Source organism: Sinomonas cyclohexanicum (assembly GCF_020886775.1).
GTDB lineage: Bacteria > Actinomycetota > Actinomycetes > Actinomycetales > Micrococcaceae > Sinomonas > Sinomonas cyclohexanicum.
Window position 1 is genome coordinate 315920 of record NZ_AP024525.1, and the last position, 24033, is coordinate 339952.

A 24033-nucleotide genomic window follows, 5' to 3' on the forward strand; every position below is an offset into this window, starting at 1 on the left:
CGCGCGTCGTGGCGCCCGATGTGACGCACGACGGCGCGAGGTCCAGTTTCGCCCTCAGCGCACCGCGGAGATGATTGCGCCGGGAAGGGGAACTTTTGCGCCGGGCCGTGCGTGAACGGTTCCGAACAGTGTCATGCTGGTGGGCACAGCGCGGATGTGCACGGCCGGCGTGAGCGCAGCGGTGCATGAGGAGAAGGGACGGGGCACAGCCCCGAGTTCATGAAAGTCAAGAGCTTCGTCAAGGGTCCGGGAATCTGGATCATCGTCGTGATCGTCCTGCTCCTGCTGGCCTTCGGCACGCTCGCGCCGGGCGGAAGCACGCGCGTGGACACCTCGGTCGGCCTGTCCCTCATCAAGGACGGCAAGGTCGCGCAGGCCAAGATCTTCAATGGCGACGAGCGCGTGGACATGGTCCTCAAGGACGACTATGTCGTGGACGGGCAGGACAAGGGCAAGAACGTCCAGTTCTACTTCATCACGCAGCGCGGCAACGACGTCATCACTGCGATCAACAACGCGAACCTCCCGCAGGGCTTCTCCGACCAGCCCGTGGAGAACAACTGGTTCAGCTCGATGCTGTCCCTCCTGATCCCCGTGGTGCTGCTGGGCGCGCTGTTCTGGTTCCTGCTTTCGCGCATGCAGGGCGGCGGCAGCCAGGTCATGAAGTTCGGGAAGTCCCGGGCCAAGATGATCACCAAGGACATGCCGCAGGTGACGTTCGCGGACGTGGCCGGTGCCGATGAGGCGGTCGAGGAGCTCCACGAGATCAAGGAGTTCCTCCAGGAGCCGGGCAAGTTCCAGGCCGTGGGCGCCAAGATCCCCAAGGGCGTGCTCCTGTACGGGCCTCCCGGGACCGGCAAGACCCTGCTCGCCCGCGCGGTGGCCGGCGAGGCCGGCGTGCCGTTCTTCTCCATCTCCGGCTCGGACTTCGTGGAGATGTTCGTGGGCGTCGGCGCGTCCCGCGTCCGCGACCTCTTCGAGCAGGCCAAGGCCAACTCCCCGGCGATCGTGTTCGTGGACGAGATCGACGCCGTGGGGCGCCACCGCGGCGCCGGCATCGGCGGCGGCAACGACGAGCGCGAGCAGACACTGAACCAGCTCCTGGTCGAGATGGACGGCTTCGACCCCAAGACGAACGTCATCCTCATCGCGGCGACCAACCGCCCGGACGTCCTCGACCCTGCACTCCTGCGCCCGGGCCGGTTCGACCGCCAGGTCCCCGTCGAGGCCCCGGACCTTGTGGGCCGCGAGCAGATCCTCCGAGTCCACGCCAAGGGCAAGCCCATGGCGTCCAACGTGGACCTCAGGGCGGTGGCGAAGAAGACCCCCGGCTACACGGGTGCGGACCTCGCGAATGTCCTGAACGAGGCGGCGCTGCTCACCGCCCGGTCGAACGCCCAGCTCATCGACGACCGCGCCCTCGACGAGGCGATCGATCGCGTCATGGCCGGCCCGCAGAAGCGCTCCCGCGTCATGAAGGACCTCGAGCGCAAGATCACCGCCTACCACGAGGGCGGCCACGCGCTCGTGGCAGCGGCGCTGCGCAACTCTTCCCCGGTCACCAAGATCACGATCCTCCCGCGTGGTCGCGCACTCGGCTACACGATGGTGGTGCCGGAGGAGGACAAGTACTCCGTGACCCGCAACGAGCTCCTCGACCAGCTGGCCTACGCGATGGGCGGGCGGGTCGCGGAGGAGATCGTGTTCCACGACCCGTCCACCGGTGCCTCGAATGACATCGAGAAGGCCACCGGGACCGCGCGCAAGATGGTCACCCAGTACGGCATGAGCGAGCGCGTGGGGGCGGTCAAGCTCGGCCAGGGCGGCGGGGAGCCGTTCCTCGGCCGTGACGCCGCGCACGAGCGCAACTACTCCGACCAGGTCGCGTACGTCGTGGACGAGGAGGTGCGCCGCCTCATGGACCAGGCCCACGACGAGGCCTACGACATCCTCACGGAGAACCGCGACATCCTCGACCGGCTGGCCCTCCAGCTGCTTGAGCACGAGACGCTCAACCAGAAGGAGATTGCCGACATCTTCACGGACGTGCGCAAGCGCGACTTCCGCGAGATCTGGCTCTCCAAGGAGACCCGCCCGGTCCAGGACATCCCCCCGGTCGAGACCGAGGCCGAGCGGAAGGAGCGCGAGGCCCGCGAGGAGGCCACGGCCGCCCGCCGCGAGGAGCCGCTCGACGTCGGCCAGGCCCACCACCCGCATGGCGAGCAGGAGTATGCGAAGGATCAGCGCGACGGCGCCTGACGGCCCGTGACCGACCTGTCAGCCACGCACCGTTAGGATCATTGACGTGACCCACTTCGACGACGATGACGTGTCCGAGCTGCCCGGCCAGGGGGAGGGCATGGATCTGCCCCGCATCGAGACCGCAGTCCGCGAGATCCTTCTGGCCGTGGGCGAGGACCCCGACCGCAGCGGGCTGAAGGACACTCCGAAGCGGGTCGCGAAGGCCTACGCGGAGGTCTTCGCCGGGCTCCACCAGAACCCGGAGGAAGTCCTGGGTGTCACGTTCGACATGGACCACGAGGAGCTCGTGGTCGTCAAGGACATCCCGTTCTACTCGACGTGCGAGCACCATCTCGTGCCGTTCCACGGCGTGGCCCACGTGGGCTACATCCCCTCCCACGACGGCCGGGTGACCGGGCTCAGCAAGCTCGCCCGGCTCGTGGACATCTACGCGCGCCGGCCCCAGGTCCAGGAGCGCCTCACGAGCCAGGTGGCGGACGCAATGGTCCGGCACCTCAAGCCCCGCGGCGTGATCGTGGTCGTGAACTGCGAGCACATGTGCATGTCCATGCGCGGTGTCCGCAAGCCCGGCGCGCACACCGTGACGAGCGCCGTCCGCGGCCAGCTCCACGACCCGGCGACCCGCGCCGAAGCCATGAGCCTCATTCTCGGAAGGTGACCACCCCGATGGACTCTCTCGCAGCCGCGCCCGGAACCGGGCCCAACACTTCGCCCCTGCCCGTTCTCCGCAAGCCCCGCCCTCGGGCCACATTCGCGGGCCTGCCCCGCGACCGCGCCGTCGTGATGGGCATCCTCAACGTCACGCCGGACTCCTTCAGCGATGGCGGTTCCTACGCGACCACGGACACCGCGATCGCCGCGGGCCTGCGCATGTTCTACGCGGGCGCGGACATCATCGACGTGGGCGGGGAGTCCACGCGGCCCGGCGCCGACGAGGTGCCCGAGGACCTCGAGCAGGAGCGTGTGCTCCCGGTCGTGGAGGCGCTCGTGAAGGCCGGAGCCCTCGTGTCGGTGGACACGCGCCGTGCGGCCACGGCCGAGAAGGCGCTCGACGCCGGCGCGACCATCATCAACGATGTCTCTGGCCTCGCGGTGACGGACGAGATGATCAAGCTCGTCGCCGCACGGGACGCGTACTACGTCCTCATGCACAACCGCGGCGACTCGAAGGAGATGGACAGCCTTGCGACCTACGGCGACGTGGTCGGGGACGTCATCGCCGAGACCCTCCAGATCCGTGACCGCCTGCGCTCCGCTGGCGTGGCCGATTCGAAGATCATCCTCGATCCGGGCCTCGGGTTCGCCAAGAACGGCGCGCAGAACTGGGAGCTCGTGAAGCACGTGGACCGCTTCATGGGCCTGGGGCACCCGGTGCTCGTCGCGGCCTCCCGCAAGCGCTTCCTCGGGGAACTCCTGACGTCCGCGGGCAAGGCCGCCCCGCCGCAGGCCCGGGACGCGGCGACCGCCGCGATCACCGTCCTCTCTGCGGCGGCAGGCGCGTGGGGCGTGCGCGTGCACGACGTCGCCACGAACCTCGACGCCGTCAAGGTCGCCGCCCGGGCAAAGGCCTAGGACCCGGTGGGCGTCCGCGAGGGCGGCGGGCCGGCGCAGCGCAGCCGTCCCGACCTCATCACCCTGACCGGCGTGACGGCGACCGGGCACCACGGCGTGCTCGACTTCGAGCGCCGCGACGGGCAGCCGTTCGTCGTCGACGCGGTCATGCACGCGGACTTCGGCGCGGCCGCGTCGTCGGACAGCATCGACGCGACGGCCAGCTACGCCGAGGTCGCGGAGCGCATCGTCGCCGTCGTCGGGGGAGACCCGGTGGACCTCATCGAGACCCTCGCGGTGCGCCTGGCCGAGACGATCCTGGCGGAGTTCCCTCTCGAGGCCGTGGAGATCACGGTCCACAAGCCGAAGGCGCCGATCGCCGTCCAGTTCGCGGACGTTTCGGTGACCGTGTTCAGGGAGCGGCGGCGTGGAGACTGAGCACCACGGCTGGATCAGGGCCGTCCTCGCCCTCGGCAGCAACCTCGGCGCGCGGGCGGAGACTCTTGCGGAGGCCGTCGCGGACCTTGTGGACCGGCCCGAGGTGCGCCTCGTGGACGTCTCGCCCGTGGTACAGACCAAGCCGGTGGGCGGACCCGAGGGGCAGCCGGATTTCCTGAACATGGTCCTGATCGTGGAGACGACGCTCGGCCCGTATGAGCTCCTCGAGCACTGCCACGAGGTCGAGGCGAAGCACCACCGCACCCGAGAGGTCCGGTGGGGCCCGCGGACGCTGGACGTGGACATCATCACGTACGGTGACCTCCGCCTCGACGACCCCGACCTGACGATCCCGCACCCCCGTGCCGCGGAACGCGCGTTCGTGCTGTACCCGTGGGTCATGATCGATCCCCTCGCGGTCCTCGAGGGCCACCCCATCGTGGGGCTGCTCGCGGACTGCGAGGATGCGGAGGGACTCGAGGGATACGACCTCCTCACGGACGGGGGGAGCCAGTGAAGCCCCTCAAGCCGTGGGCGCTCGTGCTCGTCGCGATCGTGGTGGGCCTCGTGGGGGTCGCCGCCAACTCGCTCGCGATGCGGGCCTCGGCCGCCACCCCCGTCCTGCCCATCAGCGCGCTCGGGTCGATGGCCGTGATCGCCGTGGTCACGCTCGTGCTCGGGATCAGGGTGCTCCGGTGGCGCACCGGCCACCGCACGCACATGCTCGATCCGATCTTCGCGGCCCGTACCCTGGTCCTCGCCCACGCGTGCGCGTATGCGGGCGCGGTGCTTCTCGGGTGGCATGGCGGGGTGATCGCGGACCAGGTCCCGTTCCTGGCGACCAGGGCAGGCACGCCTCTGGTTGAGACGGCGCTGTTCATGATCCTCGGCGGAGTCGTCATGGTGGCCATCGGCTTCATCGTCGAGCGGTTCTGCCGGATCCCCCCGGAGGAGGGCGACGAGGACGAGGGGCACGCCGATGGGGGGCGAGCGCCGGATGCCGAGGGCGGACTTGCCTAGGACCCCGCGCCTGGCGATCGACCCAGCCGGGATCGAGTGGCGCCGGCTCGACCCGCGGTACCGGACGCTCCGACTGGCCACGGCGGCGCTGTCGACCGTCGTCTGGACGGCGATCGCCTGCATCCCGTGGGCGGCGACCTCCGCCAGGATCCTCTCGCTTCCGGCCTGGCTCACGCTCGGCCTGCCCGTCGCGGTGCTCGTGTGGGGAGCCGTTCAGATCGCGCTCACCCCACGACGGGTCCGCGCGATGGGCTACGCCGAGCGGGATGACGACCTCCTGATCCGTCGAGGCCTCCTCCTACGCCGCGTGAGCGTGGTGCCGTATGGGCGCATGCAGTACGTCGACGTGTCGGTCGGCCCCCTTGAGGGCGCCCTCGGCCTCGCCACGGTCAAGCTCCACACGGCGGCGGCCGCCACGAAGGCCGAGATCCCGGGCCTGCCCGACGGTGAGGCGGCGCGCCTGCGCGAGCAGCTCAGCGCCCGCGGCGAGGCCCGGCTGGCGGGGCTGTGAGCTCGCCCGCCGCTCCCGTGCCACCTTCGCAGTCCGCGGCCCCTCCGCCCACCGCGCCCGGCGGCGCGTGGCGGCGCGTGCATCCCCTCTCCCCGTGGGTTCGCGGCTGGATCCTGCTCGTGGCGCTGTTCGTGGGCATCGGCCGCGACTGGATGCAGTCGATCCTCACGGGCGAGCCGATGCGCGGCTGGTGGAGCGGGGTCCCCACCCCTGTCCTGGCCTGGGTGGCGCCGTGATCCTGCTCGTCGGCGGCGGGTTCGTGCTCTCCTGGCTGACCACGCGCTACCTCGTCGACACCGCGACCGTGCGGGTGAAGAGCGGTATCGTGTTCCGCCAGCACCGGCAGGCACGGCTGGACCGGATCCAGGCGGTGGACGTGGTCCAGCCGTTCCTCGCACGGCTCTTCGGCCTTGCCGAGCTGCGCTTCGAGGTCGCCGACGCGAGCGGGAACGCCCTGCGCCTCTCATTCCTGCCCGCTGCGGAGGCGCAGCAGCTGCGGGCCAGCGTGCTGGCCGCGGCCGTCGCGGCCCGGGCCGCCCAGCAGCCTGAGGTTCCGACGAGCCCCGGCGAGGCGGCACGCGCGGGCGGGGAGCCGCCGTCGTCCGTGCCCCCTCCGGCAGTGTCCGCGCCCGCCCCGGCACCGGTGCCCGAGACCCTCGTGGCGCAGGCCTCGGTGGCGCGGATCCTCGCCTCGACCGCGCTCACGCCCTTCGTCATCGTCGCCGCCGCAATCTCCGCGGCCGGGATCGTGCTCGAGGTGACCCTCGGCGTCCGCGCGCTGAGCGCCGCGTTCATCCCGGCCCTGCTCGGCGGCGCGGTCACCGTGTGGAACCGGATCAGCTCGTTCTGGAACTTCAGGGTGATGGCCAGCGGCGACGGGCTCCGGCTCTCGCGCGGGCTCCTCGAGACCCGCAGCCAGACCGTCCCCGCCGGGCGCATCCAGGCGATCCTCATCCGCCAGCCGCTCCTGTGGCGGCCGCTCGGGTGGTGGTCCGTCCACGTGAACGTCGCGGGATACCGGCACACCTCGGAGCGTGAGGGGTCCAAGTCGACGGTGCTGCCGGTCGGGACCGCCGAGGACGTGTTCCGCGTCCTCGGGCTCATCCTCCCGGATCCCGGGATCGATCCGGGCGCCGCGCGGGCAGCGTTCGAGGCGGGCATGACCGGATCCGGGGTGGACTGGGGCTTCGTGCACTCGCCGCCGCCCGCGCGGTGGGTGGACCCGTTCGCGTGGCGCCGCACGGGCTTCCTCGCCACCTCGACCGCGCTCCTGTCCCGCACGGGCGTGCTGGCCCGGAGCCTCGCGATCGTGCCGCACGAGCGGACGCAGTCGCTCGCCCTCACACAGGGGCCGATCGAGCGGTGGCTGGGGCTGGCCGGCGTCGAGCTCCATTCGACCCCGGGCCCGGTCAGGCCCGTCGTCCCGCACCTGTCCGTACCCGCCGCTGAGGCCCTGTTCGCCGAGCAGGCGGCCCGGGCCGCCCGGGCCCGCAGGCTTGGTCGGCCAGCACCAGGAGGAAACGCATGACCCTTCCGATCTCGCCCCAGCCCGGGGGGCGCTCCCAGCGGCCCGGACGGCTCGGCATCGGGATCATCGGCGCTGGCAAGGTGGGCGCCGTGCTCGGCGCGGCGCTGCGCGCGGCCCAGCACGCCGTCGTCGGCGTCTCCGCCGTCTCGGAGGCGAGCCGGGAGCGTGCCGAGATGCTCCTGCCCGGGGTTCCGGTCCTCGAGATCCCGGACATCGTCGAGCGGGCCGAGCTCGTGCTGCTCGCCGTGCCGGACGACGCGCTCGGGCCGCTCGTGGATGGCCTCGCGAAGCTCGGCGCGTGGCAGCCGGGCCAGCTCGTGGCGCACACGTCCGGACGCCACGGCGTCGGGATCCTCGCCCCCGTCCGCGCGGCCGGAGCGATCCCGCTCGCGATCCACCCCGCGATGACGTTCACCGGGATGACCCTGGACCTCGCCCGGCTCACGGACTGCTGCTTCGGCGTCACTGCGGACCCGGCGATGCTCCCCATTGCCCAGGCCCTCGTGGTCGAGATGGGCGCCGAACCCGTGGTCATCGCGGAGGGAGATCGCGTCGCGTATCACGCGGCGCTCGCGCACGGCTCGAACCACCTCGTGACCCTCGCGTCCCAAGCGGCCGAGATCCTCGGGCGGATCGGCGTCCCGGACCCCGCGGCCGTGCTCGGCCCGCTCCTGCGGGCCTCTCTCGACAACGCCCTCGCCGCGGGCGAGTCCGCGCTGACCGGCCCCGTGGCCCGCGGGGACGTCGGGACCGTGGCCGAGCACGTCGCGGCGCTCGGCGAGCTGGCGGGGGAGGCCACCTCCGGCGGTACCGGCTCGGCGGATATCCTTGAGGCCTACCGGGCCATGGCGCGCGCGACGGCGGTCCGCGCCGAGCGCCGCGGCCTGTTCGGCGCGGACGTGCGCGCGCGCCTCGAGGCCGCGCTCGATCCGAGCGACACCACCGGAGAGGAATCCTGATGCCCATCACCGTTGTCCGCACCCGGGCGGAGCTGCAGGCCGCGATCTCGCGCGCACTGACCGCGGCCGCGCTGCGGGCCGACGTCGCGCGGGATCTGGCGGAGGAGGCCGTCGCGGCGCCTCGAGCCGACGACGTCACTGTCCCGTCGCTCGGCCTCGTGCCCACGATGGGCGCCCTCCACGACGGGCACCGCCGGCTCGCTGAGGCCGCGGTGGCGGGGAACGACGTCGTCGTCGCGAGCATCTTCGTGAATCCGCTCCAGTTCGGCGACCCCGTCGACCTCGAGCGCTACCCGCGCACGCTCGACGCGGACGCGGCGCTGCTCGAGTCAGTCGGCGTGGACATCGTGTTCGCGCCCGAGCTCGAGGAGATGTACCCCGGCGGGGAGCCGCTCGTGCGGGTGACCGCTGGGCCGCTCGCGTCGAAGTGGGAGGGCGCCTCGCGGCCCGGTCACTTCGACGGCGTGTGCACCGTGGTCGCGAAGCTCCTCCACCTCGCGCTTCCGGGACCCGTTTCCGGTGTGCCGACGGCCTTCCGGGCCTATTTCGGGCAGAAGGACGCGCAGCAGGTCGCGATCGTGCGCCGCATGGTCAAGGACCTCAACTTCCCGGTGGACATCGTCTCGGTCCCGATCGTGCGCGCCGAGGACGGCCTCGCACTCTCGAGCCGCAACCAATTCCTGTCCGACACCCAGCGCGACGCCGCACTCGTCCTCTCGCGCGCGCTCCGGCTCGTCGAGGGGCGCGCGGCGGCGCACGAGCCGCTCCTGCCCGACGACGCCGTGGCCCTCATCGAGTCCCAGTCCGGCGTCGAGCTGGACTACTTCGACGTCGTGGACACCGACACGCTCGAACCGCTCGCATTCAACTGCCGCGAGACGCCGTTCACGGGCGAGGCCCTCGCCATCGTCGCGGCCAAGGTCGGCCCGGTCCGGCTGATCGACAACATGCCGCTGCGTGCACGCTGAGACTGCCTGCTGACCCCCGCTCCCGAAATGGGTCAGCTGGCGAAGAACTCCGCGAGCCGGTCGATGAGGGGCTTGGCGGGGCGGGTCGGGGCATCGTGCGCGAGCTTCGCCAGGACGTCGATGTCCGAGGCGGGCAGCACGCCGTCGAGCCTCCTCGCCGCCTCGGCGAAGTATTCGGGGCTCGCGCCGCCCACGAGGAAGAGCGTCTCGAGGGGCAGCTCGTCGAAGCCCTTCGCTTCGGCGTCGGCGGCCACGACGGCGCGGATCTCGGCGGGTCCCGTTGGCAGGAGCCGCGAGAGGACCTTGCCCACGGGCATGCGGCTGCCGATCCGGTTCAGCACGGTGAGGACGGGCAGGGGCAGCTTCGCGATGGGCCCCGCGGTCTGGAGGCCGCGCAGGAGGACGGCGAGGGCCTTCTCCTCGTCCTTCGCGGCGAGCGCCTCCTCGAACTCGGGCATCCACTCGGCCTTGATGCTGCCCTCGAACGAGATGATCGGGTCGTACACGGCGATCTGCCCGATCTCGAGCTCCCGCCCGGCGTGCAGCGCGATGCACCCGCCGTAGTTGTGCCCGAACACGGCGTCGGCGCCGGTCTTGTCCAGCACAGCGGCGAGGTCCGAGATCTCGGTGGCGAGCGAGTAGTCCGCCGGCTGCGGCGACGACTCGCCGCGCCCCCGCCGGTTGTACACGTGCACCGGCGCCCCGAGCGCCTCGGCGAGCCGTAGCGCGAACTCCTTGTACAGCTCCGCGGTCACCATGGAACCGTGCACGACGACGACGCCTCCGTGCGCGGTCGCCTTGCCTTCCGCCCCTTCCGCCGCGCTCGACCCCGCGGGCGCGGTGAACAGCTCGAGGCTGGCTCCGTCCTGGGTCGTGACGGTCGAGGCGGTGAGCTGGGTAGCGGCCATGAACCGAGCCTAGCGGCATTCACTGTGGCGCTCAGCGAACGGTCCGGCCGAAGGAGGGAATCGAGCCATGGCGATGGGGCGGCCGCGGAGCGCTGGTGGGGCCCGGGGAGCCTCACAGGCGGCTGGCCTAGAATTGAATGCTGTGACCGCAGAGAACGCCGCAGGGGAGCGCCCCGCAGGGAAGGGGCCAGCAGAGCCCGCCGACGCCAGCGAACAGATGCACATCCGCCGCGACAAGCGGGAGAAGCTCCTGGCGAACGGCGAGGCGCCGTACCCGGTGGCGCTTCCGCGGACGCATTCCCTCACCGAGGTGCGCGCCAAGTACCCCGATCTTAAGCCGGACACGGCCACGGGGGAGAAGGTCGGCGTGGTGGGCCGTGTCGTGTTCATCCGCAACACGGGCAAGCTCTGCTTCGCGACCCTCCAGGAGGGCGACGGCACCCGCCTGCAGGCCATGCTGAGCCTGGCCAACGTGGGCGAGCAGCGCCTCGCGGACTGGAAGGCGCTCGTGGACCTCGGCGACCACGTGTTCGTCTCCGGCGAGGTCATCTCCTCCCGCCGCGGCGAGCTGTCCGTCATGGTGGACGAGTGGCAGATGGCCTCCAAGGCCCTCCGGCCCATGCCGACCCTGCACGCGGACCTCAACGAGGAGACCCGGGTCCGGCAGCGCTACGTGGACCTCATGGTCCGCGAGGAGGCCCGGAAGATGGTCTACACGCGCTCCAAGATCACCAAGAGCGTCCGCGACACGCTCGACTCGCACGGGTATGTCGAGGTCGAGACGCCAATGCTCAACCTCATCCACGGCGGCGCGACGGCCCGCCCTTTCTCGACGCACCTCAACGCGTTCGACCAGACCATGACCCTTCGGATCGCGACCGAGCTGTACCTCAAGCGCGCGGTGGTCGGCGGGATCGAGCGGGTGTACGAGATCGGCCGGGTCTTCCGCAACGAGGGCGTCGACTCGACGCACAGCCCCGAGTTCACCACGCTCGAGTGCTACGAGGCGTACGCGGACCAGTTCACGATGGCGGACCGCATGAAGGAGATCATCCTCAACGTCGCCGACGTCGTGGGTATCCGCCAGATCGAGACGCCCGAGGGCACGATCGACCTCGACGGCGAGTGGAAGTGGCTCGGCGTGTACCCCGGACTCTCCGAGGCGGTCGGTGAGGAGATCACCCCGGACACCCCGCTTGAGCGGCTTCTGGAGATCGGCGATGCCCACGGCGTCAAGACCGACCCGCTGTGGACCCAGGAGAAGGCGGTCATCGAGCTCTTCGGCGAGATCGTCGAGCCCACGCTCCTGAACCCCACGTTCGTCTACGACTACCCGCCCTCGGCCCAGCCGCTGGCCCGCCCGCACCGCGAGGACCCCCGGCTCATCGAGGCGTGGGACCTCATCATCGGCGGCATGGAGCGCGGCACGGCGTTCTCCGAGCTCATTGACCCGGTGATCCAGCGCGAGCGGCTCACCGAGCAGTCCCGGCTCGCCGCGGAGGGCGACGACGAGGCCATGGCCCTCGACGAGGACTTCCTCCGCGCCCTCGAATACGGTGCGCCGCCCATGGGCGGAATTGGCCTCGGCATCGACCGTCTGGTCATGCTGTTCACCCAGGCCGGTATTCGCGAAACGATCCTGTTCCCCCTTCTGAAGCCCGAGGCCAACTGATGGATTACGTGTTTGCCATCCTCCCGCCACTCGTGGTGGGTCTCATTTTCTGGTTCGCGATGCGCGCGATCTTCAATGCGGACAAGTCCGAGAGGGAGGCCCTCGCGAAGGCCGAACGCGAGGCGCAGGACTCCTGACAAGAATTGATTTGCACGGGTCTTTTGACTCGTGGCCTTTTGGGCCTCCATACTGTTATTGCTCAGCAGGTGGTGGGCCTTGAGTCGGGGTTCGCCTGACTCGGCGGCTGCTGATTGCTTGAACTCCCATTTGCTTCGTCCCCAGGCGATGAGAAGAGAGAGAGCCACAGATGGCACAGAAGGTCCAGATCATTCTTGAGGACGACATCGACGGCGGCAAGGCGGACGAGACCGTCCGCTTCAGCCTCGACGGGTCAAACTACGAAATTGACCTCTCCACCGCGAATGCCGGCAAGCTCCGCGACGCGCTGGCGGAGTTCATTTCCGCCGGCCGCAAGGTGACGGCCGCCCGATCGGCATCTACGCCCCGCGTGCGGGCAGCCTCGTCCGGACGCAATTCGGATTCCGCGAAGATCCGCCAGTGGGCCCGCGACAATGGCTACAACGTAAATGCCCGCGGGCGCATCCAGCAGGAGGTCCAGGAGGCCTATCACCGGGCCAACGGCTGACGAAGTCAATAGCACGTGACGGCCGCCCCGCGCGGTCAAGGAAATCCCGGCGCCGTGGCGCTGGGATTTTCTGTGTCAGGGGTGCCGGCATTCCCGGTGATTCTGTTCGGAGGTGGCCCGCACTCTGTGTGTTGTGCCGCTCAGGGCAGCTGCGCGCGTGAGGCGAGCGGGCGTCGTCGTGCGCCATGCGACGCCTTGGGCAACCGGGGCCCGCGTTCACCCTGTGGCGAACACCCCTCGCCAGCGGCTCCACGGCACGTAGCATCGAACTACGCAGTGCACCCAAGCTAAACCGGGGAGTTCGAGCAATGTTCGAGAGATTCACAGACCGCGCCCGTCGCGTGGTGGTGCTGGCCCAAGAAGAGGCCCGCATGCTCAACCACAACTACATCGGGACCGAGCACATCCTCCTGGGACTGATCCACGAGGGTGAAGGCGTCGCGGCCAAGGCTCTCGAGTCCCTCAGCATCTCCCTGGACGGCGTCCGGGAGCAGGTGCAGGAGATCATCGGCCAGGGCCAGCAGGCCCCGTCCGGCCACATCCCGTTCACGCCGCGAGCCAAGAAGGTCCTGGAGCTCTCGCTCCGCGAGGCCCTGCAGCTCGGCCACAACTACATCGGCACCGAGCACATCCTGCTCGGCCTCATCCGTGAGGGCGAGGGCGTTGCGGCCCAGGTGCTGGTCAAGCTCGGCGCGGACCTCAACCGCGTGCGGCAGCAGGTCATCCAGCTGCTCTCCGGCTACCAGGGCAAGGAGACCGCGTCGACCGGTTCCGGCTCGGGGCAGCCCGAGGGCACGCCCGCCGGCTCCGTGGTGCTGGACCAGTTCGGCCGCAACCTGACGCAGGCGGCGCGCGAGAACAAGCTCGACCCGGTGATCGGACGCGAGCACGAGATGGAACGCGTCATGCAGGTCCTCTCACGGCGCACCAAGAACAACCCCGTCCTGATCGGCGAGCCGGGCGTCGGCAAGACGGCCGTCGTCGAGGGCCTCGCGCAGGCGATCGTGCGCGGCGACGTGCCGGAGACCATCAAGGACAAGCAGCTGTACACGCTGGACCTCGGGTCTCTCGTGGCCGGCTCCCGCTACCGCGGTGACTTCGAGGAGCGCCTGAAGAAGGTCCTCAAGGAGATCCGGACCCGCGGCGACATCATCCTGTTCATCGACGAGATCCACACGCTCGTCGGTGCGGGCGCCGCCGAGGGCGCGATCGACGCCGCGAGCATCCTCAAGCCGATGCTTGCGCGAGGCGAGCTGCAGACCATCGGCGCGACCACGCTGGACGAGTACCGCAAGCACATCGAGAAGGACGCCGCGCTCGAGCGCCGCTTCCAGCCGATCCAGGTCTCCGAGCCGTCCGTGGCGCTCGCGATCGAGATCCTCAAGGGCCTCCGCGACCGCTACGAGGCGCACCACCGCGTGACGATCACCGACGGCGCGCTGGCCGCCGCGGCGAACCTTGCCGAGCGCTACATTTCGGACCGGTTCCTGCCGGACAAGGCGATCGACCTCATCGACGAGGCGGGGGCGCGCCTGCGCATCCGCCGCATGACGGCGCCGCCGGAGCTCAAGGCCCTCGACGAGCGGATCGCGGGGCTCAAGCTCGAGAAGGAGTCCGCGATCGACGCGCAGGACTTCGAGGGCGCCGCATCGCTGCGCGACAAGGAGCAGAAGCTCATCTCCGAGCGTGCCGAGCGCGAGCGCGCCTGGAAGTCCGGTGACATGGACGGCGTGGCCGAGGTGGACGAGGATCTGATCGCCGAGGTGCTCGCCAACTCGACGGGCATCCCGGTGTTCAAGCTCACCGAGGAGGAGTCCAGCCGCCTGCTCCACATGGAGGAGGAACTGCACCGCCGCGTGGTCGGTCAGGACGACGCCATCAAGGCGCTCTCCCGCTCGATCCGCCGCACCCGTGCGGGCCTCAAGGACCCGAAGCGCCCGGGCGGCTCGTTCATCTTCGCCGGCCCGACCGGCGTCGGCAAGACCGAGCTGGCCAAGGCCCTCGCCGAGTTCCTTTTCGGCGAGGAGGACGCGCTCATCACGCTCGACATGTCCGAGTTCTCCGAGAAGCACACCGTCTCGCGGCTCTTCGGTGCCCCTCCGGGGTACGTGGGCTACGAGGAGGGCGGACAGCTCACCGAGAAGGTCCGCCGCCGCCCGTTCTCCGTGGTGCTGTTCGACGAGGTGGAGAAGGCCCACGCGGACCTGTTCAACTCGCTCCTGCAGATCCTTGAGGACGGCCGCCTGACCGACTCCCAGGGCCGCGTGGTGGACTTCAAGAACACCGTGATCATCATGACCACGAACCTCGGTACCCGGGACATCTCGAAGGGCGTCATGACGGGCTTCCAATCCGGCACGGACAGCAAGACCGGGTACGAGCGGATGAAGTCCCGCGTGACGGAGGAGCTCAAGCAGCACTTCCGCCCCGAGTTCCTCAACCGCGTCGATGACATTGTGGTGTTCCCGCAGCTGACACAGGAGGAGATCATCGAGATCGTCGATCTCATGATTGCCCGCCTGGAGCAGCGGCTCAAGGACAAGGACATGGGCATCGAGCTCACGCAGGCCGCCAAGGTGCGGCTCGCGACGATCGGCTACGACCCGACCATGGGTGCGCGGCCGCTGCGCCGGACCATCCAGTCGGAGATCGAGGACCAGCTGTCCGAGAAGATCCTCTTCGGCGACCTGTCTGCCGGGGACATCGTGGTGATCGACGTCGAGGGCGAGGGCGACGACGCGAAGTTCACCTTCACCGGCACCCCGCGCCCCGAGGTCCCGGAAGTCGTCTCGCTCGCCAAGGGCGGCAGCAAGGAGCTCGGCGCGTAGCGCTGGATCAGGGTTCACGCGCTGATCCACACGCACGACGGCGGCCCCTCACCTCTCTCGAGGTGGGGGGCCGTTGCGCTGCCCGCACCTCGCGAGGATCACAGGAACACCCAGAGGAAATTAATCCAATCGCTAGACAAACTACCTAAGTGAGGGTACTGTCTTTCTTGGTCTCGGATTCCATCGCATCCACTTCCCCAGAGAGACATCATGACCATCCAGCTCGAATTCATCACCCTGCAGGACCTCATGCGCGGCGAGGTGCTCGATCCGCGCGACGCCGGCTACGCCGGCGAGGCGGCGGCCTACAACGCCGCCGTTGCCCATCGTCCCGATGTCGTTGTCGCCGCGCTCGACGCGGCTGACGTCGTCGCCACGGTCCGCTGGGCCGCGCTCAACTCGGTCAAGCTCTCGGTCCAGGGAACCGGGCACGGCGCCGAGCGTGGAATCAACGGTGGCGTGCTCGTGAGCACCAAGCGCCTCCGTTCCGTGTCGATCGACCCGCAGGCCCGGACCGCGACCGTCGGTGCCGGCGCCCGCTGGCGCGAGGTCATCGACGCGGCCGCCCCCTACGGCCTCGCGCCGCTGAACGGCTCGAGCTCGGACGTCGGCGTCGCGGGCTACACGCTCGGCGGCGGGCTGCCTGTCCTGGGGCGCACGTACGGCTTCGCCGCCGACTCCGTCCTCAGCCTGGACATCGTCACGATGGACGGCGATGCGCGCACCGTGAGCCGCACCCACGAGCCCGAGTTGTTCGATCTCCTGTGCGGCGGCGGCCCCGGCCTCGCCGTCGTGACGGGCCTGACGTTCCGCCTCTACCAGGTCTCCGAGGTCTACGGCGGTGCGCTCGTCTTCGACGGGCAGCACGCCGAGGCGGTGCTGCGCACGTTCGCCGCGTGGGCGCGCACGCTCAAGGACGCCTCGAACACCGCCATCAGGTTCCTGCGCGCCCCGGACGCCCCGGATGTCCCGCGAGAGCTCGCCGGCAAGCTCACGGTCCACATCAACTTCGCCCACGTCGGCCGTGGCGGCGAGCAGGTCCTCGCGCCCATGCGGGCTGCGGCGCCGGTGCTGATGGACATGGTTGGCGTGCTGCCGTACTCGCAGATCGACCGCGTGTACTCCGACCCCGAGGAGCCGATGCCCTTCCTGGCCGGTGGGGCCGGGGTCGTGGACCTCGACTACCGTGCCATCGAGGCGATCCTCGCCCTTGCCGGCCCGGACGCGCAGTGCATCCTGCCCCTCGTGGACTTCCGCCTGCTCGGCGGGGCGATGGCGTCCGACGCCGGTCACACGGCCTCGGCGCACGGCCTCGGCTATGCGATGCACGTGGTGGGCGTGCTGGCCCCGCCGATCGCGGACGCGGTGCCGGGGGCCATCGCCGGAGTGCTCGCGGCCATGGCGCCGTTCGGCAACGGCCACTGCCCCCGCAACTTCCTGGGTGACCGCGAGGATCTCACGCCGGCGTGGTCGGACGAGGTCGGGGCGAAGCTCGCCGCAGCACGCGAGGCACTCGACCCACAGGGGCTCCTCGCGCATTGAGCCCGAACAGGCCCACCGCATGGGGCGCCCCCGCACCGCGAGGTGAGGGGGCGCCGTCGTGCGTGCAGTGGTTCGCGCTGTCCAAGTGTCTCCGGCCCGGGGTACGCTCCACAAAGACCCCGGCAGAGGCGTGCGGAACGTGCGGAGGAGCCACATGAAGAAACTCATCAATAGCCCACAGAAGGTGGTGGACGAGTCGGTGGAGGGCTTCAGCGCGGCACACGCGGACCTCGTGCGCCTCCACCCCGACCCGATGTTCATCTCCCGCGCGGGCGGCGCGGTCCCGGGAAAGGTCGGGCTGGTCTCGGGCGGCGGGAGCGGGCATGAGCCGCTCCACGGGGGCTACGTGGGCAGGGGAATGCTCGACGCCGCGGTGCCGGGCGCCGTCTTCACCTCGCCGACGCCGGAGGCGATCATCCCCGCGACGCAGGCCGCGGACGGCGGTGCCGGTGTGGTTCACATCGTGAAGAACTACACGGGCGACGTCCTGAACTTCGAGACGGCCGGCGAGATGTGCGCGGCCGAGGGCATCGACGTGCGCACGGTCCTCGTCAATGACGACGTCGCGGTCGAGGACTCCCTCTACACCGCCGGGCGCCGCGGCGTGGCCGGCACTGTGCTGGTCGAGAAGATCGCGGGCGCGGCGGCGGAGCGCGGAGACTCGCTCGACGCGGTCGAGGCCGTGGCAAAGAAGGTCGTGGCGAACGTCCGCTCGATGGGCCTGGCGCTGACCCCGTGCACGGTCCCGCACGCGGGCAAGCCGAGCTTCGAACTCGCCGAGGACGAGATCGAGATCGGGATCGGCATCCACGGCGAGCCCGGACGCCGCCGCGTGGGCCTCGAACCCGCGGACGCCCTCACTGAGCACCTGCTCGCGCCCGTGGTCGAGGACCTCGGGATCGGTTCGGGGGAGAGTGTCCTCCTGTTCATCAACGGCATGGGCGGCACCCCACTCTCCGAGCTGTACATCGTGTACCGCGCGGCGGCCAAGCTGCTCGCCGACCGCGGCATCACGGTGGAGCGCAGCCTCGTGGGCAACTACATCACCTCGCTCGAGATGCAGGGTTGCTCGGTGACCGTTCTGCGCCTCGACGACGAGCTCACCGAGCTCTGGGACGCCCCCGTCCACACCCCGGCACTGCGGTGGGGTGCCTGATGGCGGCGGCTGGCACGTCGGTCCTGGACAAGGCGTGGGCAGAGCGGTGGCTGCGCGAGAGCGCCCGCGTGATCGGTGAGCATCGCGAGGAGCTCATCGATCTCGACCGGGCGATCGGCGACGGCGATCACGGCGAGAACATGGACCGCGGCTTCAAGGCGATCGTGGCGAAGCTCGACGAGGCGTCCCCGGACTCCGTCGCGGCCGCGCTGAAGATGGCGGCCATGATGCTCATGAGCAAGGTGGGCGGCGCGGCCGGGCCGCTCTACGGGACGGCATACCTCCGCGCGTCCACCGCGGTGGGCGACGCCGAGGCGCTCGACGGCGCCGTGGTGGCCGCCATGCTCGCCGCGGCCCGCGACGGGATCGTGGCACGCGGGAAGGCCCAGTCTGGGGACAAGACGATGGTGGACGCGTGGACGCCCGCGGTAGAGGCGGCGGGATCGGCCGGTGATGGCCTCGCAGCACTCGAGGCGGCGGCCCGTGCCGCCGAGGCCGGCGCCGAGGCCACCAAGCCGCTCGTGGCCCGCAAGGGCCGGGCGAGCTATCTCGGCGAGCGCAGCGCCGGGCACGTCGACCCGGGCGCCGTCTCGACGGCGCTGATCCTGCGGGCCGCGGTGACCGCGGCGGCCAGCGAAGCAGCCGCAAGCGAGGCCAGCGCGTGAGCCCGGTGGGCCTGCTCATCGTCTCGCACAGTGCACGCCTGGCCGAGGGCGTGGTCGAGGTCGCGTCGCAGATGGCGGACGGCGTGCCGCTCATCGCGGCAGGCGGCACGGACGACGGCGGCGTGGGCACCTCGTTCGAGAAGGTCATGGACGGCATCGGGGCCGCGGACACGGGGGAAGGGGTCGTGGTCCTGACGGACCTCGGCTCGGCCGTCATGACCGCCGAGTCGGTGCTCGAGTTCCTCGACGACGATGAGCGCTCGCGGGTGCGGATCGCAGACGCTGCGCTCGTGGAGGGTGCCGTTGCCGCGGCGGTCGCGGCCAAGGCCGGCGCGGGGCTCGACGGCGTGGTGCGCGCCGCCGAGGAGGCGGTCAAGGGAGCCGAGGCCGAGGAGCCGCCGGAACTGAGCGAGCCGACCGAGTCCGCGGTGCTGACGCTGAAGAACCCCCTGGGTCTGCACGCCCGGCCCGCGGCCGTGCTCGCGGGGCGCCTCTCTGCGTTCGACGTGGGGGTGACCGTCAACGGCGTCGACGGCCAGTCCGTCATGGCGCTCATGGGGCTCGGGGCCGGTCAGGGGCAGCAGCTCGTGGTCGAGGCGTCGGGGCCGGACGCTTCGAGGGCGGTGGGGTTCGTCAGGGACCAGGTCGAGGCCGGCTTCGGAGAACTCTGAGGGGCATCTCCCGCGAGCCATGAACACGCTGGGAGATGCCCCTTCAGTGGGTGACGCCCAGAAATCGTGTGCCGTGCGGTCAGCGGAGCGCCGAGCGCACGGGGGCAGGTGCGCCCGAGAGGATTCCCTCCCACGTGCGGGCGAGGCCCCATGTGGAGCCCGCGCCACATGCCGCGAGGGCGATCATGACCGCGGCGTAGATGACGTGGTCGTCGAGTACCGGGTTGCTCGTGAGCGGCAGCGACGTCATCCACAGCATGGCCATGAGGAGGGTTCCCCCGACGGCGGCCGCGCGGAGCGCGACGCCGAGCACGAGCGCCCCACCCACAAGGAGGAGCCCGAGCATGAACGCCCAGGCCACCCACGGCTGGCTCGCGAGCACACCGAAGGGCTCTGCGAGCCAGCCCTTGAGGCTGCCGAGGTAGCCGGCGGTGGGCGATCCGCCGTTGAGCCAGGACTTCGCCGCGGGCGTCGCGAAGCCGAGGCCGAGGAGCTTGTCCACGAAGGCCCACAGGAGAAGGACGCCGAGCAGGATGCGTACGACGGCGAGTGCCCGCCGCCCGGGGAGTGCGCGCTCCGGGGAGGTCGGCTCGGAGATGCGGGCTGTTTCAGCGGTGGGGTGAGTGGCAGGGGTCGGGATGGTCGTGGTGGTCACGGGGATCCTCTCGGGGAGTCTCATCTTTCGCCGGAATTAGATGTCTTTACAGAGTTCACATAGTGTTAAACTTCGAAAGTCAACTCACGCAGATACCTTGACTCACGGTCGGCCGACGCGCCAAGCGGATGACGCCTCTTCGTGGTGTGCGATTCCTCACCCCGACCACTGTGAAAGAAGTGTTTCACCAACAGTGAACGGCCCTGTGCTTCACGCCACATTGCGGGTTGAATCGGTGGCATGACTGCCGAGACCGCCGCAGAAGCCGCGACCGCCACTCAGCCCGCCGGGGAGCCCGCCGCCCAGCCTGAGACTCCGTTCCACGACCTCGACCACTACGTCGCGATCCCGCGGCTTTCCGGCCTCGCGCTGAGCCCGGACGGCACACGCCTCGTCACCACGGTCGCGACGCTCAACGGCAAGGGCACGGAGTACGGGACCGCGCTGTGGGAGATCGACCCGACGGGCGACGCCCCGGCACGGCGCATCACGCGCAGCGCCAAGGGCGAGGCAGGGGCGGCATTTGCGGCGAACGGTGACCTCTACTTCACCTCCGCCCGCCCCGACCCGGAGAAGCCCGACGAGGACCCGGTCAACGCCCTCTGGCTCCTGCCCCGGGCCGGCGGGGAGGCGAGGGTCGTGCTCAGCCGGGCGGGCGGCGTCGAGCGCGTCCTCACGGCGAGGCACGCGGACGCCGCGTTCGTCCAGGCGTCCGCGCTCGCCGGCAGCACCGACGAGGCGGACGACGAGGCGCGCCGCAAGGCCCGCAAGGAGGGCAAGGTCGCCGCGATCCTCCACTCGTCATACCCCGTGCGCTTCTGGGATGCTGACCTCGGGCCCGCGCAGCCGCGCCTGTTCGCGGTGGAGAGCTCGACGGCCGAGCCGGAGCCCGGCAAGCCCCGCACCGTGGACGAGGCTCCGGCCCTCGAGCTGAGCAACCTCACCCCGGACATCGGTGCCGGCCTGCGCTTCGCCGATACCTTTGCGAGCCCGGACGGTCGCACGCTCTACACGTCCGTGGCCAAGCCGCTCGCGAGGGGCGACCTGCGCAGCGAGGTCGTGGCGATCGACGTCGCCTCCGGCACCCGGCGGACCCTCCTGTCCGAGGACCGCATGGACTACATCCCGGGGCCGGTCAGTCCGGACGGCCGCACCGTGGCCGTCGTCGTCGAGCCGCACACGACGCCGACCAGCGCCTACCGCTCCGAGCTTCACCTCCTTGACGTGGACACCGGGCAGCAGCGCCGCCTCGCGCCGGAGTGGGACCGCATGGCTCACCCGGCCGCGTGGCTCCCGGACGGCTCGGCGCTTCTCGTCACCGCTGACGACCAGGGCCGCTCGCCCGTCTTCCGCATCGACGTCGCCACCGGGGACGTGACCAAGGTGACGCACGATGACGCGGCGTACACCGACGTTGTCGTCTCGCCCGATGGGGCGAGCGCCTACGCGCTGCGCAGCTCGTACCTGTTCCCGCCTGAGGCCGTGCGGATCGACCTCGGCACCGGCGAGACCACCCGCTTGGCCAACCCGGTAGAGCGGCCCAAGGTCCCGGGCCGACTCGAGGAGGTCACCGCGACGGCCGAGGACGGGACGCCGCTGCGCGCCTGGCTCGCACTGCCCGCGGAGGCCGCCGAAGGCGGCAAGCACCCGCTCCTCCTGTGGATCCACGGTGGGCCGATCGGCTCGTGGAACGCGTGGACGTGGCGGTGGAACCCGTGGCTTCTCACCGCCCAGGGCTACGCCGTGCTGCTGCCGGATCCGTCCCTGTCCCGCTGTCACCGCTACGGACAGGAGTTCATCGACCGCGGCTGGGGCCGCTGGGGGACGGAGCCGTTCACGGACCTCATGGCGATCACGGACGCCGCCCTGCGGCGCGGAGACCTCGACCCCGAACGTACGGCAGCGATGGGCGGCTCGTTCGGCGGGTACATGGCCAACTGGGTGGCCGGGCACACCGACCGCTTCCGGGCGATCGTGACGCACGCGAGCCTGTGGGCCCTCGACGGGTTCGGGCCCACCACTGACATGGCGCTGTACTGGGCCAAGGAGATGGACGCGGCGATGATGGACGCGAACTCGCCGCACCACTCGGTCGGTGAGATCCGCACGCCTATGCTCGTGATCCACGGCGACAAGGACTACCGCGTGCCGATCGGCGAAGGCCTGCGCCTGTGGTGGGAGCTCATCTCGGCGTCCCAACTGGCCGCCGACGAGGACGGCAAGACACCTCACCGCTTCCTGTACTTCCCGGACGAGAACCACTGGATCCTCCAGCCGCAGCACGCCAAGGTCTGGTACGGGGTGGTCGGCGCGTTCCTCGCCGAGCACGTGCTCGGCGAGGCGCGCGAGCTGCCGAAGGAACTCGGGCTGTAGCGACCGGCGGCGCGGGCCGATGACCAGGGTTTATGCACGGCCACTTGCCCACGGCCTTCCTGACCTCCTGCCGGTCGCCCACGGTAGGTGAGCCACCCGCCCGAGGCTTCCCGGCGCCGTCGTGCGCGGAACTAGGATTGAGCGCATGACCGAGACCACCGCTCCCACCGCCCCGCCGTTCACGCTCCGGCGGGCGCGAACGAGCGACGTCGCGGCGATCAAACGGCTCGTCGCCCCGCTGGCGGAGCGGCGGATCCTGATCTCCAAGGAGTCGGTGGCGTACTACGAGGCGATCCAGGAGTTCTGGGTCGCCGAGACGCCGGACGGCGGGCTGATCGGCTGCGGCGCCCTGCACGTCATGTGGGAGGACCTTGCCGAGATCCGCACCCTTGCTGCCGCGGATTCGTGGCGCGGCCGCGGCGTGGGGCACGCGCTCGTGGACAGGCTGCTGGGCGTCGCGCACGACGTCGGTGTGCAGCGGGTCTTCTGCCTCACCTTCGAGGTGGGGTTCTTCGAGCGGCACGGGTTCGAGGTCATGGCCGACCAGTCCGGCGTGGACCCCGAGGTGTACTCCGAACTCCTCCGCTCGCACGACGAGGGCATTGCGGAGTTCCTCGACCTTGCCCGGGTCAAGCCGAACACCCTTGGGAACACGCGCATGATCCGCTGGCTGCACGGGCGGGCGCGCGAGTAGCGGGTCAGCCGGCCCGCAGGCCTCCAGGATCCAGGGTGGCGGAGGCCGCCGTCGGGCCGCCGCACTCCCGGCCGTAGGGGTAGGTGGTGACCGGGCGGAGCTGGAGGTGGCTCGTCCCAAGGGGTCCGCCCTGGCTGTCCGAGCCGTTCGTGGTCACGTCGAGCGCATGGTCATTGATGGGGATCTCGATCGTGATGTCCAGGCTTCCGTCAGCCTGCCGTCGCGGCAGGGCGCGCGGAGCCGTGTGAGGGGTGGGCGGCGGGACGTAGCCGGGGATCGCCGTCGTGAGCTCCGCTGGGCTGAGGGCCACGGACCGGCACGCTCCGTCCTGGCAGAACTCGGTGGTAAGGGTCGCGAGGTCCGCGGCGCGTTGGGGCGTGACGTGCACCGTCACGGTCGAGATGGAACCGACAGCCGGGCACGCCAGCTGGCCGCAGGCGGGCAGGGCCGCCGATCCGAGCACGGCGGAGATGAGCATTGCCCCCAGCGTTCCACTCCGGCCCGGCATCTCAGGCAGCCTACGACGCCGCCGGGTGGAGGCCCGTGCCGTCCAAGAGCGCACCGGCAGTGATCACGCGGGGGCACGTGTAGCCCCAGGGGTATGCGATGTGTGGGACGAACTGCAGGCGGTAGTCGCCGAGCGGCCTCCCGAGGAGATCCCTGCCGGAGACCGTGAGGTCGATCGGGGTCTCGGTCAGGATGCCCATGTTGATCTGCCCCATCTTGCCCGGCGATGCGGATCCGGACGCCTGCTCGTCGATGAGCGGGAGGGGGCCTCCGTGGCACGCGGTGTCCTGGCATGCCGTGGCCGTGATCGACGTCGGGTCCAGAGTCGCTGCGACGCTAGCAGCGATGTGAAGCGTCAGGAACGGCGCGGCCGCGATCGCGGGGCAGGCCACGTCGCCTTGGCAGGCCACGAGCGACGCCGCTGTCAGGATCCCCACCGCAGCGGTGGCTAGGAGCGCCGTTCCATGCATGGCCCCACG

Annotated in this window: 25 protein-coding genes; 21 read left to right on the top strand and 4 right to left on the bottom strand. The window is 70.6% G+C overall.

What is annotated here, in order from left to right; all coding sequences use genetic code 11:
* Nucleotides 1-219 precede the first annotated feature (219 nt).
* From ftsH to panC, 11 genes are read left to right on the top strand one after another with little or no spacing between them, the layout of a single operon-like run.
* Nucleotides 220-2259, top strand: a complete 2040-nt coding sequence (gene ftsH / locus SCMU_RS01520) for an ATP-dependent zinc metalloprotease FtsH (protein ID WP_229231212.1) — start codon at nt 220-222, stop codon at nt 2257-2259.
* Nucleotides 2260-2305: 46 nt separating this feature from the next.
* The gene (gene folE / locus SCMU_RS01525) at nt 2306-2920 is read left to right on the top strand and encodes a GTP cyclohydrolase I FolE (RefSeq protein WP_443020195.1); all 615 of its coding nucleotides are present in this window, start codon (nt 2306-2308) and stop codon (nt 2918-2920) included.
* Between the two features lie 8 nt (nt 2921-2928).
* Entirely contained in the window at nt 2929-3834 is a 906-nt protein-coding gene (gene folP, locus SCMU_RS01530) for a dihydropteroate synthase (RefSeq protein ID WP_338027582.1), read from the top strand.
* A gap of 6 nt (nt 3835-3840) precedes the next feature.
* Nucleotides 3841-4251: a dihydroneopterin aldolase gene (gene folB, locus SCMU_RS01535; RefSeq protein WP_229231213.1), complete on the top strand. Its 411-nt coding sequence runs from the start codon at nt 3841-3843 to the stop codon at nt 4249-4251.
* A complete protein-coding gene (gene folK / locus SCMU_RS01540) occupies nt 4241-4768 on the top strand; it encodes a 2-amino-4-hydroxy-6-hydroxymethyldihydropteridine diphosphokinase (protein ID WP_229231214.1) in 528 nt (175 codons plus the stop codon). The genes folB and folK overlap by 11 nt, the downstream gene beginning before the upstream one ends.
* Nucleotides 4765-5271, top strand: a complete 507-nt coding sequence (locus tag SCMU_RS01545) for a DUF3180 domain-containing protein (protein ID WP_229231215.1) — start codon at nt 4765-4767, stop codon at nt 5269-5271. The genes folK and SCMU_RS01545 overlap by 4 nt, the downstream gene beginning before the upstream one ends.
* Nucleotides 5249-5782 (top strand): PH domain-containing protein, encoded by a 534-nt coding sequence (locus SCMU_RS01550; protein WP_443020369.1) that lies wholly within the window; start codon nt 5249-5251, stop codon nt 5780-5782. Before SCMU_RS01545 ends, SCMU_RS01550 begins: the two co-directional genes overlap by 23 nt.
* Before the next feature lie 17 nt (nt 5783-5799).
* A complete protein-coding gene (locus tag SCMU_RS01555; protein WP_229231217.1) occupies nt 5800-6018 on the top strand; it encodes a hypothetical protein in 219 nt (72 codons plus the stop codon).
* Complete coding sequence (locus SCMU_RS01560; protein WP_229231218.1) at nt 6015-7310, top strand: PH domain-containing protein; 1296 nt, start codon at nt 6015-6017, stop codon at nt 7308-7310. Before SCMU_RS01555 ends, SCMU_RS01560 begins: the two co-directional genes overlap by 4 nt.
* Nucleotides 7307-8269 (top strand): Rossmann-like and DUF2520 domain-containing protein, encoded by a 963-nt coding sequence (locus SCMU_RS01565; RefSeq protein ID WP_229231219.1) that lies wholly within the window; start codon nt 7307-7309, stop codon nt 8267-8269. Before SCMU_RS01560 ends, SCMU_RS01565 begins: the two co-directional genes overlap by 4 nt.
* Nucleotides 8269-9237, top strand: a complete 969-nt coding sequence (panC, locus tag SCMU_RS01570; RefSeq protein ID WP_229231220.1) for a pantoate--beta-alanine ligase — start codon at nt 8269-8271, stop codon at nt 9235-9237. The genes SCMU_RS01565 and panC overlap by 1 nt, the downstream gene beginning before the upstream one ends.
* 32 nt (nt 9238-9269) lie before the next feature.
* Here panC and SCMU_RS01575 read toward each other — a convergent pair whose 3' ends face one another.
* Nucleotides 9270-10145, bottom strand: coding sequence for an alpha/beta hydrolase (locus SCMU_RS01575; RefSeq protein ID WP_229231221.1), 876 nt, complete (start codon nt 10143-10145; stop codon nt 9270-9272).
* Between the two features lie 217 nt (nt 10146-10362).
* Here SCMU_RS01575 and lysS point away from each other — a divergent pair, with 217 nt between their 5' ends.
* The 8 genes from lysS (at nt 10363) to dhaM (ending at nt 19325) form a co-directional block, all read left to right on the top strand.
* Nucleotides 10363-11817: a lysine--tRNA ligase gene (lysS, locus tag SCMU_RS01580; RefSeq protein WP_229233117.1), complete on the top strand. Its 1455-nt coding sequence runs from the start codon at nt 10363-10365 to the stop codon at nt 11815-11817.
* A complete protein-coding gene (locus tag SCMU_RS01585; RefSeq protein ID WP_229231222.1) occupies nt 11817-11954 on the top strand; it encodes a hypothetical protein in 138 nt (45 codons plus the stop codon). The genes lysS and SCMU_RS01585 overlap by 1 nt, the downstream gene beginning before the upstream one ends.
* A 170-nt stretch (nt 11955-12124) precedes the next feature.
* A complete protein-coding gene (locus tag SCMU_RS01590) occupies nt 12125-12463 on the top strand; it encodes a histone-like nucleoid-structuring protein Lsr2 (protein WP_229231223.1) in 339 nt (112 codons plus the stop codon).
* A 308-nt stretch (nt 12464-12771) separates the two neighbouring features.
* Nucleotides 12772-15291: an ATP-dependent Clp protease ATP-binding subunit gene (locus SCMU_RS01595; protein ID WP_229231224.1), complete on the top strand. Its 2520-nt coding sequence runs from the start codon at nt 12772-12774 to the stop codon at nt 15289-15291.
* 210 nt (nt 15292-15501) lie between these two features.
* A complete protein-coding gene (locus SCMU_RS01600; protein WP_229231225.1) occupies nt 15502-16833 on the top strand; it encodes an FAD-binding oxidoreductase in 1332 nt (443 codons plus the stop codon).
* A gap of 154 nt (nt 16834-16987) precedes the next feature.
* Nucleotides 16988-17989: a dihydroxyacetone kinase subunit DhaK gene (gene dhaK / locus SCMU_RS01605; RefSeq protein WP_229231226.1), complete on the top strand. Its 1002-nt coding sequence runs from the start codon at nt 16988-16990 to the stop codon at nt 17987-17989.
* Nucleotides 17989-18654 (top strand): dihydroxyacetone kinase subunit DhaL, encoded by a 666-nt coding sequence (gene dhaL / locus SCMU_RS01610; RefSeq protein WP_229231227.1) that lies wholly within the window; start codon nt 17989-17991, stop codon nt 18652-18654. The genes dhaK and dhaL overlap by 1 nt, the downstream gene beginning before the upstream one ends.
* On the top strand, nt 18651-19325 hold the full coding sequence (gene dhaM / locus SCMU_RS01615; protein ID WP_229231228.1) for a dihydroxyacetone kinase phosphoryl donor subunit DhaM: 675 nt from the start codon (nt 18651-18653) through the stop codon (nt 19323-19325). The genes dhaL and dhaM overlap by 4 nt, the downstream gene beginning before the upstream one ends.
* Before the next feature lie 79 nt (nt 19326-19404).
* Here the strand turns inward: dhaM and SCMU_RS01620 are convergent, their stop codons facing one another.
* Nucleotides 19405-19980 carry a hypothetical protein gene (locus SCMU_RS01620; RefSeq protein WP_229231229.1) on the bottom strand — a complete coding sequence of 192 codons (576 nt, stop codon included), beginning with the start codon at nt 19978-19980 and terminating at the stop codon, nt 19405-19407.
* 240 nt (nt 19981-20220) lie between these two features.
* On the opposite strand from SCMU_RS01620, the gene SCMU_RS01625 reads away from it, so the two are divergent.
* Nucleotides 20221-22353 (top strand): prolyl oligopeptidase family serine peptidase, encoded by a 2133-nt coding sequence (locus tag SCMU_RS01625; protein WP_229231230.1) that lies wholly within the window; start codon nt 20221-20223, stop codon nt 22351-22353.
* 145 nt (nt 22354-22498) lie between these two features.
* Nucleotides 22499-23047, top strand: coding sequence for an amino-acid N-acetyltransferase (locus SCMU_RS01630; RefSeq protein ID WP_229231231.1), 549 nt, complete (start codon nt 22499-22501; stop codon nt 23045-23047).
* 4 nt (nt 23048-23051) lie between these two features.
* Here the strand turns inward: SCMU_RS01630 and SCMU_RS01635 are convergent, their stop codons facing one another.
* Nucleotides 23052-23525, bottom strand: a complete 474-nt coding sequence (locus tag SCMU_RS01635) for a hypothetical protein (protein ID WP_229231232.1) — start codon at nt 23523-23525, stop codon at nt 23052-23054.
* A 40-nt stretch (nt 23526-23565) separates the two neighbouring features.
* A complete protein-coding gene (locus SCMU_RS01640) occupies nt 23566-24024 on the bottom strand; it encodes a hypothetical protein (RefSeq protein ID WP_229231233.1) in 459 nt (152 codons plus the stop codon).
* Nucleotides 24025-24033 lie beyond the last annotated feature (9 nt).

Excerpts from the sequence above, each read along its gene's own strand:
- ftsH (WP_229231212.1), top strand. The coding sequence starts at position 220 with ATGAAAGTCAAGAGCTTCGTCAAGGGTCCGGGAATCTGGATCATCGTC.
- folP (WP_338027582.1), top strand. The coding sequence starts at position 2,929 with ATGGACTCTCTCGCAGCCGCGCCCGGAACCGGGCCCAACACTTCGCCC.
- SCMU_RS01550 (WP_443020369.1), top strand. The coding sequence starts at position 5,249 with ATGCCGAGGGCGGACTTGCCTAGGACCCCGCGCCTGGCGATCGACCCA.
- SCMU_RS01565 (WP_229231219.1), top strand. The coding sequence starts at position 7,307 with ATGACCCTTCCGATCTCGCCCCAGCCCGGGGGGCGCTCCCAGCGGCCC.
- panC (WP_229231220.1), top strand. The coding sequence starts at position 8,269 with ATGCCCATCACCGTTGTCCGCACCCGGGCGGAGCTGCAGGCCGCGATC.
- SCMU_RS01575 (WP_229231221.1), bottom strand. The coding sequence starts at position 10,145 with ATGGCCGCTACCCAGCTCACCGCCTCGACCGTCACGACCCAGGACGGA.
- lysS (WP_229233117.1), top strand. The coding sequence starts at position 10,363 with ATGCACATCCGCCGCGACAAGCGGGAGAAGCTCCTGGCGAACGGCGAG.
- SCMU_RS01585 (WP_229231222.1), top strand. The coding sequence starts at position 11,817 with ATGGATTACGTGTTTGCCATCCTCCCGCCACTCGTGGTGGGTCTCATT.
- SCMU_RS01590 (WP_229231223.1), top strand. The coding sequence starts at position 12,125 with ATGGCACAGAAGGTCCAGATCATTCTTGAGGACGACATCGACGGCGGC.
- SCMU_RS01595 (WP_229231224.1), top strand. The coding sequence starts at position 12,772 with ATGTTCGAGAGATTCACAGACCGCGCCCGTCGCGTGGTGGTGCTGGCC.
- SCMU_RS01600 (WP_229231225.1), top strand. The coding sequence starts at position 15,502 with ATGACCATCCAGCTCGAATTCATCACCCTGCAGGACCTCATGCGCGGC.
- dhaK (WP_229231226.1), top strand. The coding sequence starts at position 16,988 with ATGAAGAAACTCATCAATAGCCCACAGAAGGTGGTGGACGAGTCGGTG.
- dhaL (WP_229231227.1), top strand. The coding sequence starts at position 17,989 with ATGGCGGCGGCTGGCACGTCGGTCCTGGACAAGGCGTGGGCAGAGCGG.
- SCMU_RS01625 (WP_229231230.1), top strand. The coding sequence starts at position 20,221 with ATGACTGCCGAGACCGCCGCAGAAGCCGCGACCGCCACTCAGCCCGCC.
- SCMU_RS01630 (WP_229231231.1), top strand. The coding sequence starts at position 22,499 with ATGACCGAGACCACCGCTCCCACCGCCCCGCCGTTCACGCTCCGGCGG.
- SCMU_RS01635 (WP_229231232.1), bottom strand. The coding sequence starts at position 23,525 with ATGCTCATCTCCGCCGTGCTCGGATCGGCGGCCCTGCCCGCCTGCGGC.
- SCMU_RS01640 (WP_229231233.1), bottom strand. The coding sequence starts at position 24,024 with ATGCATGGAACGGCGCTCCTAGCCACCGCTGCGGTGGGGATCCTGACA.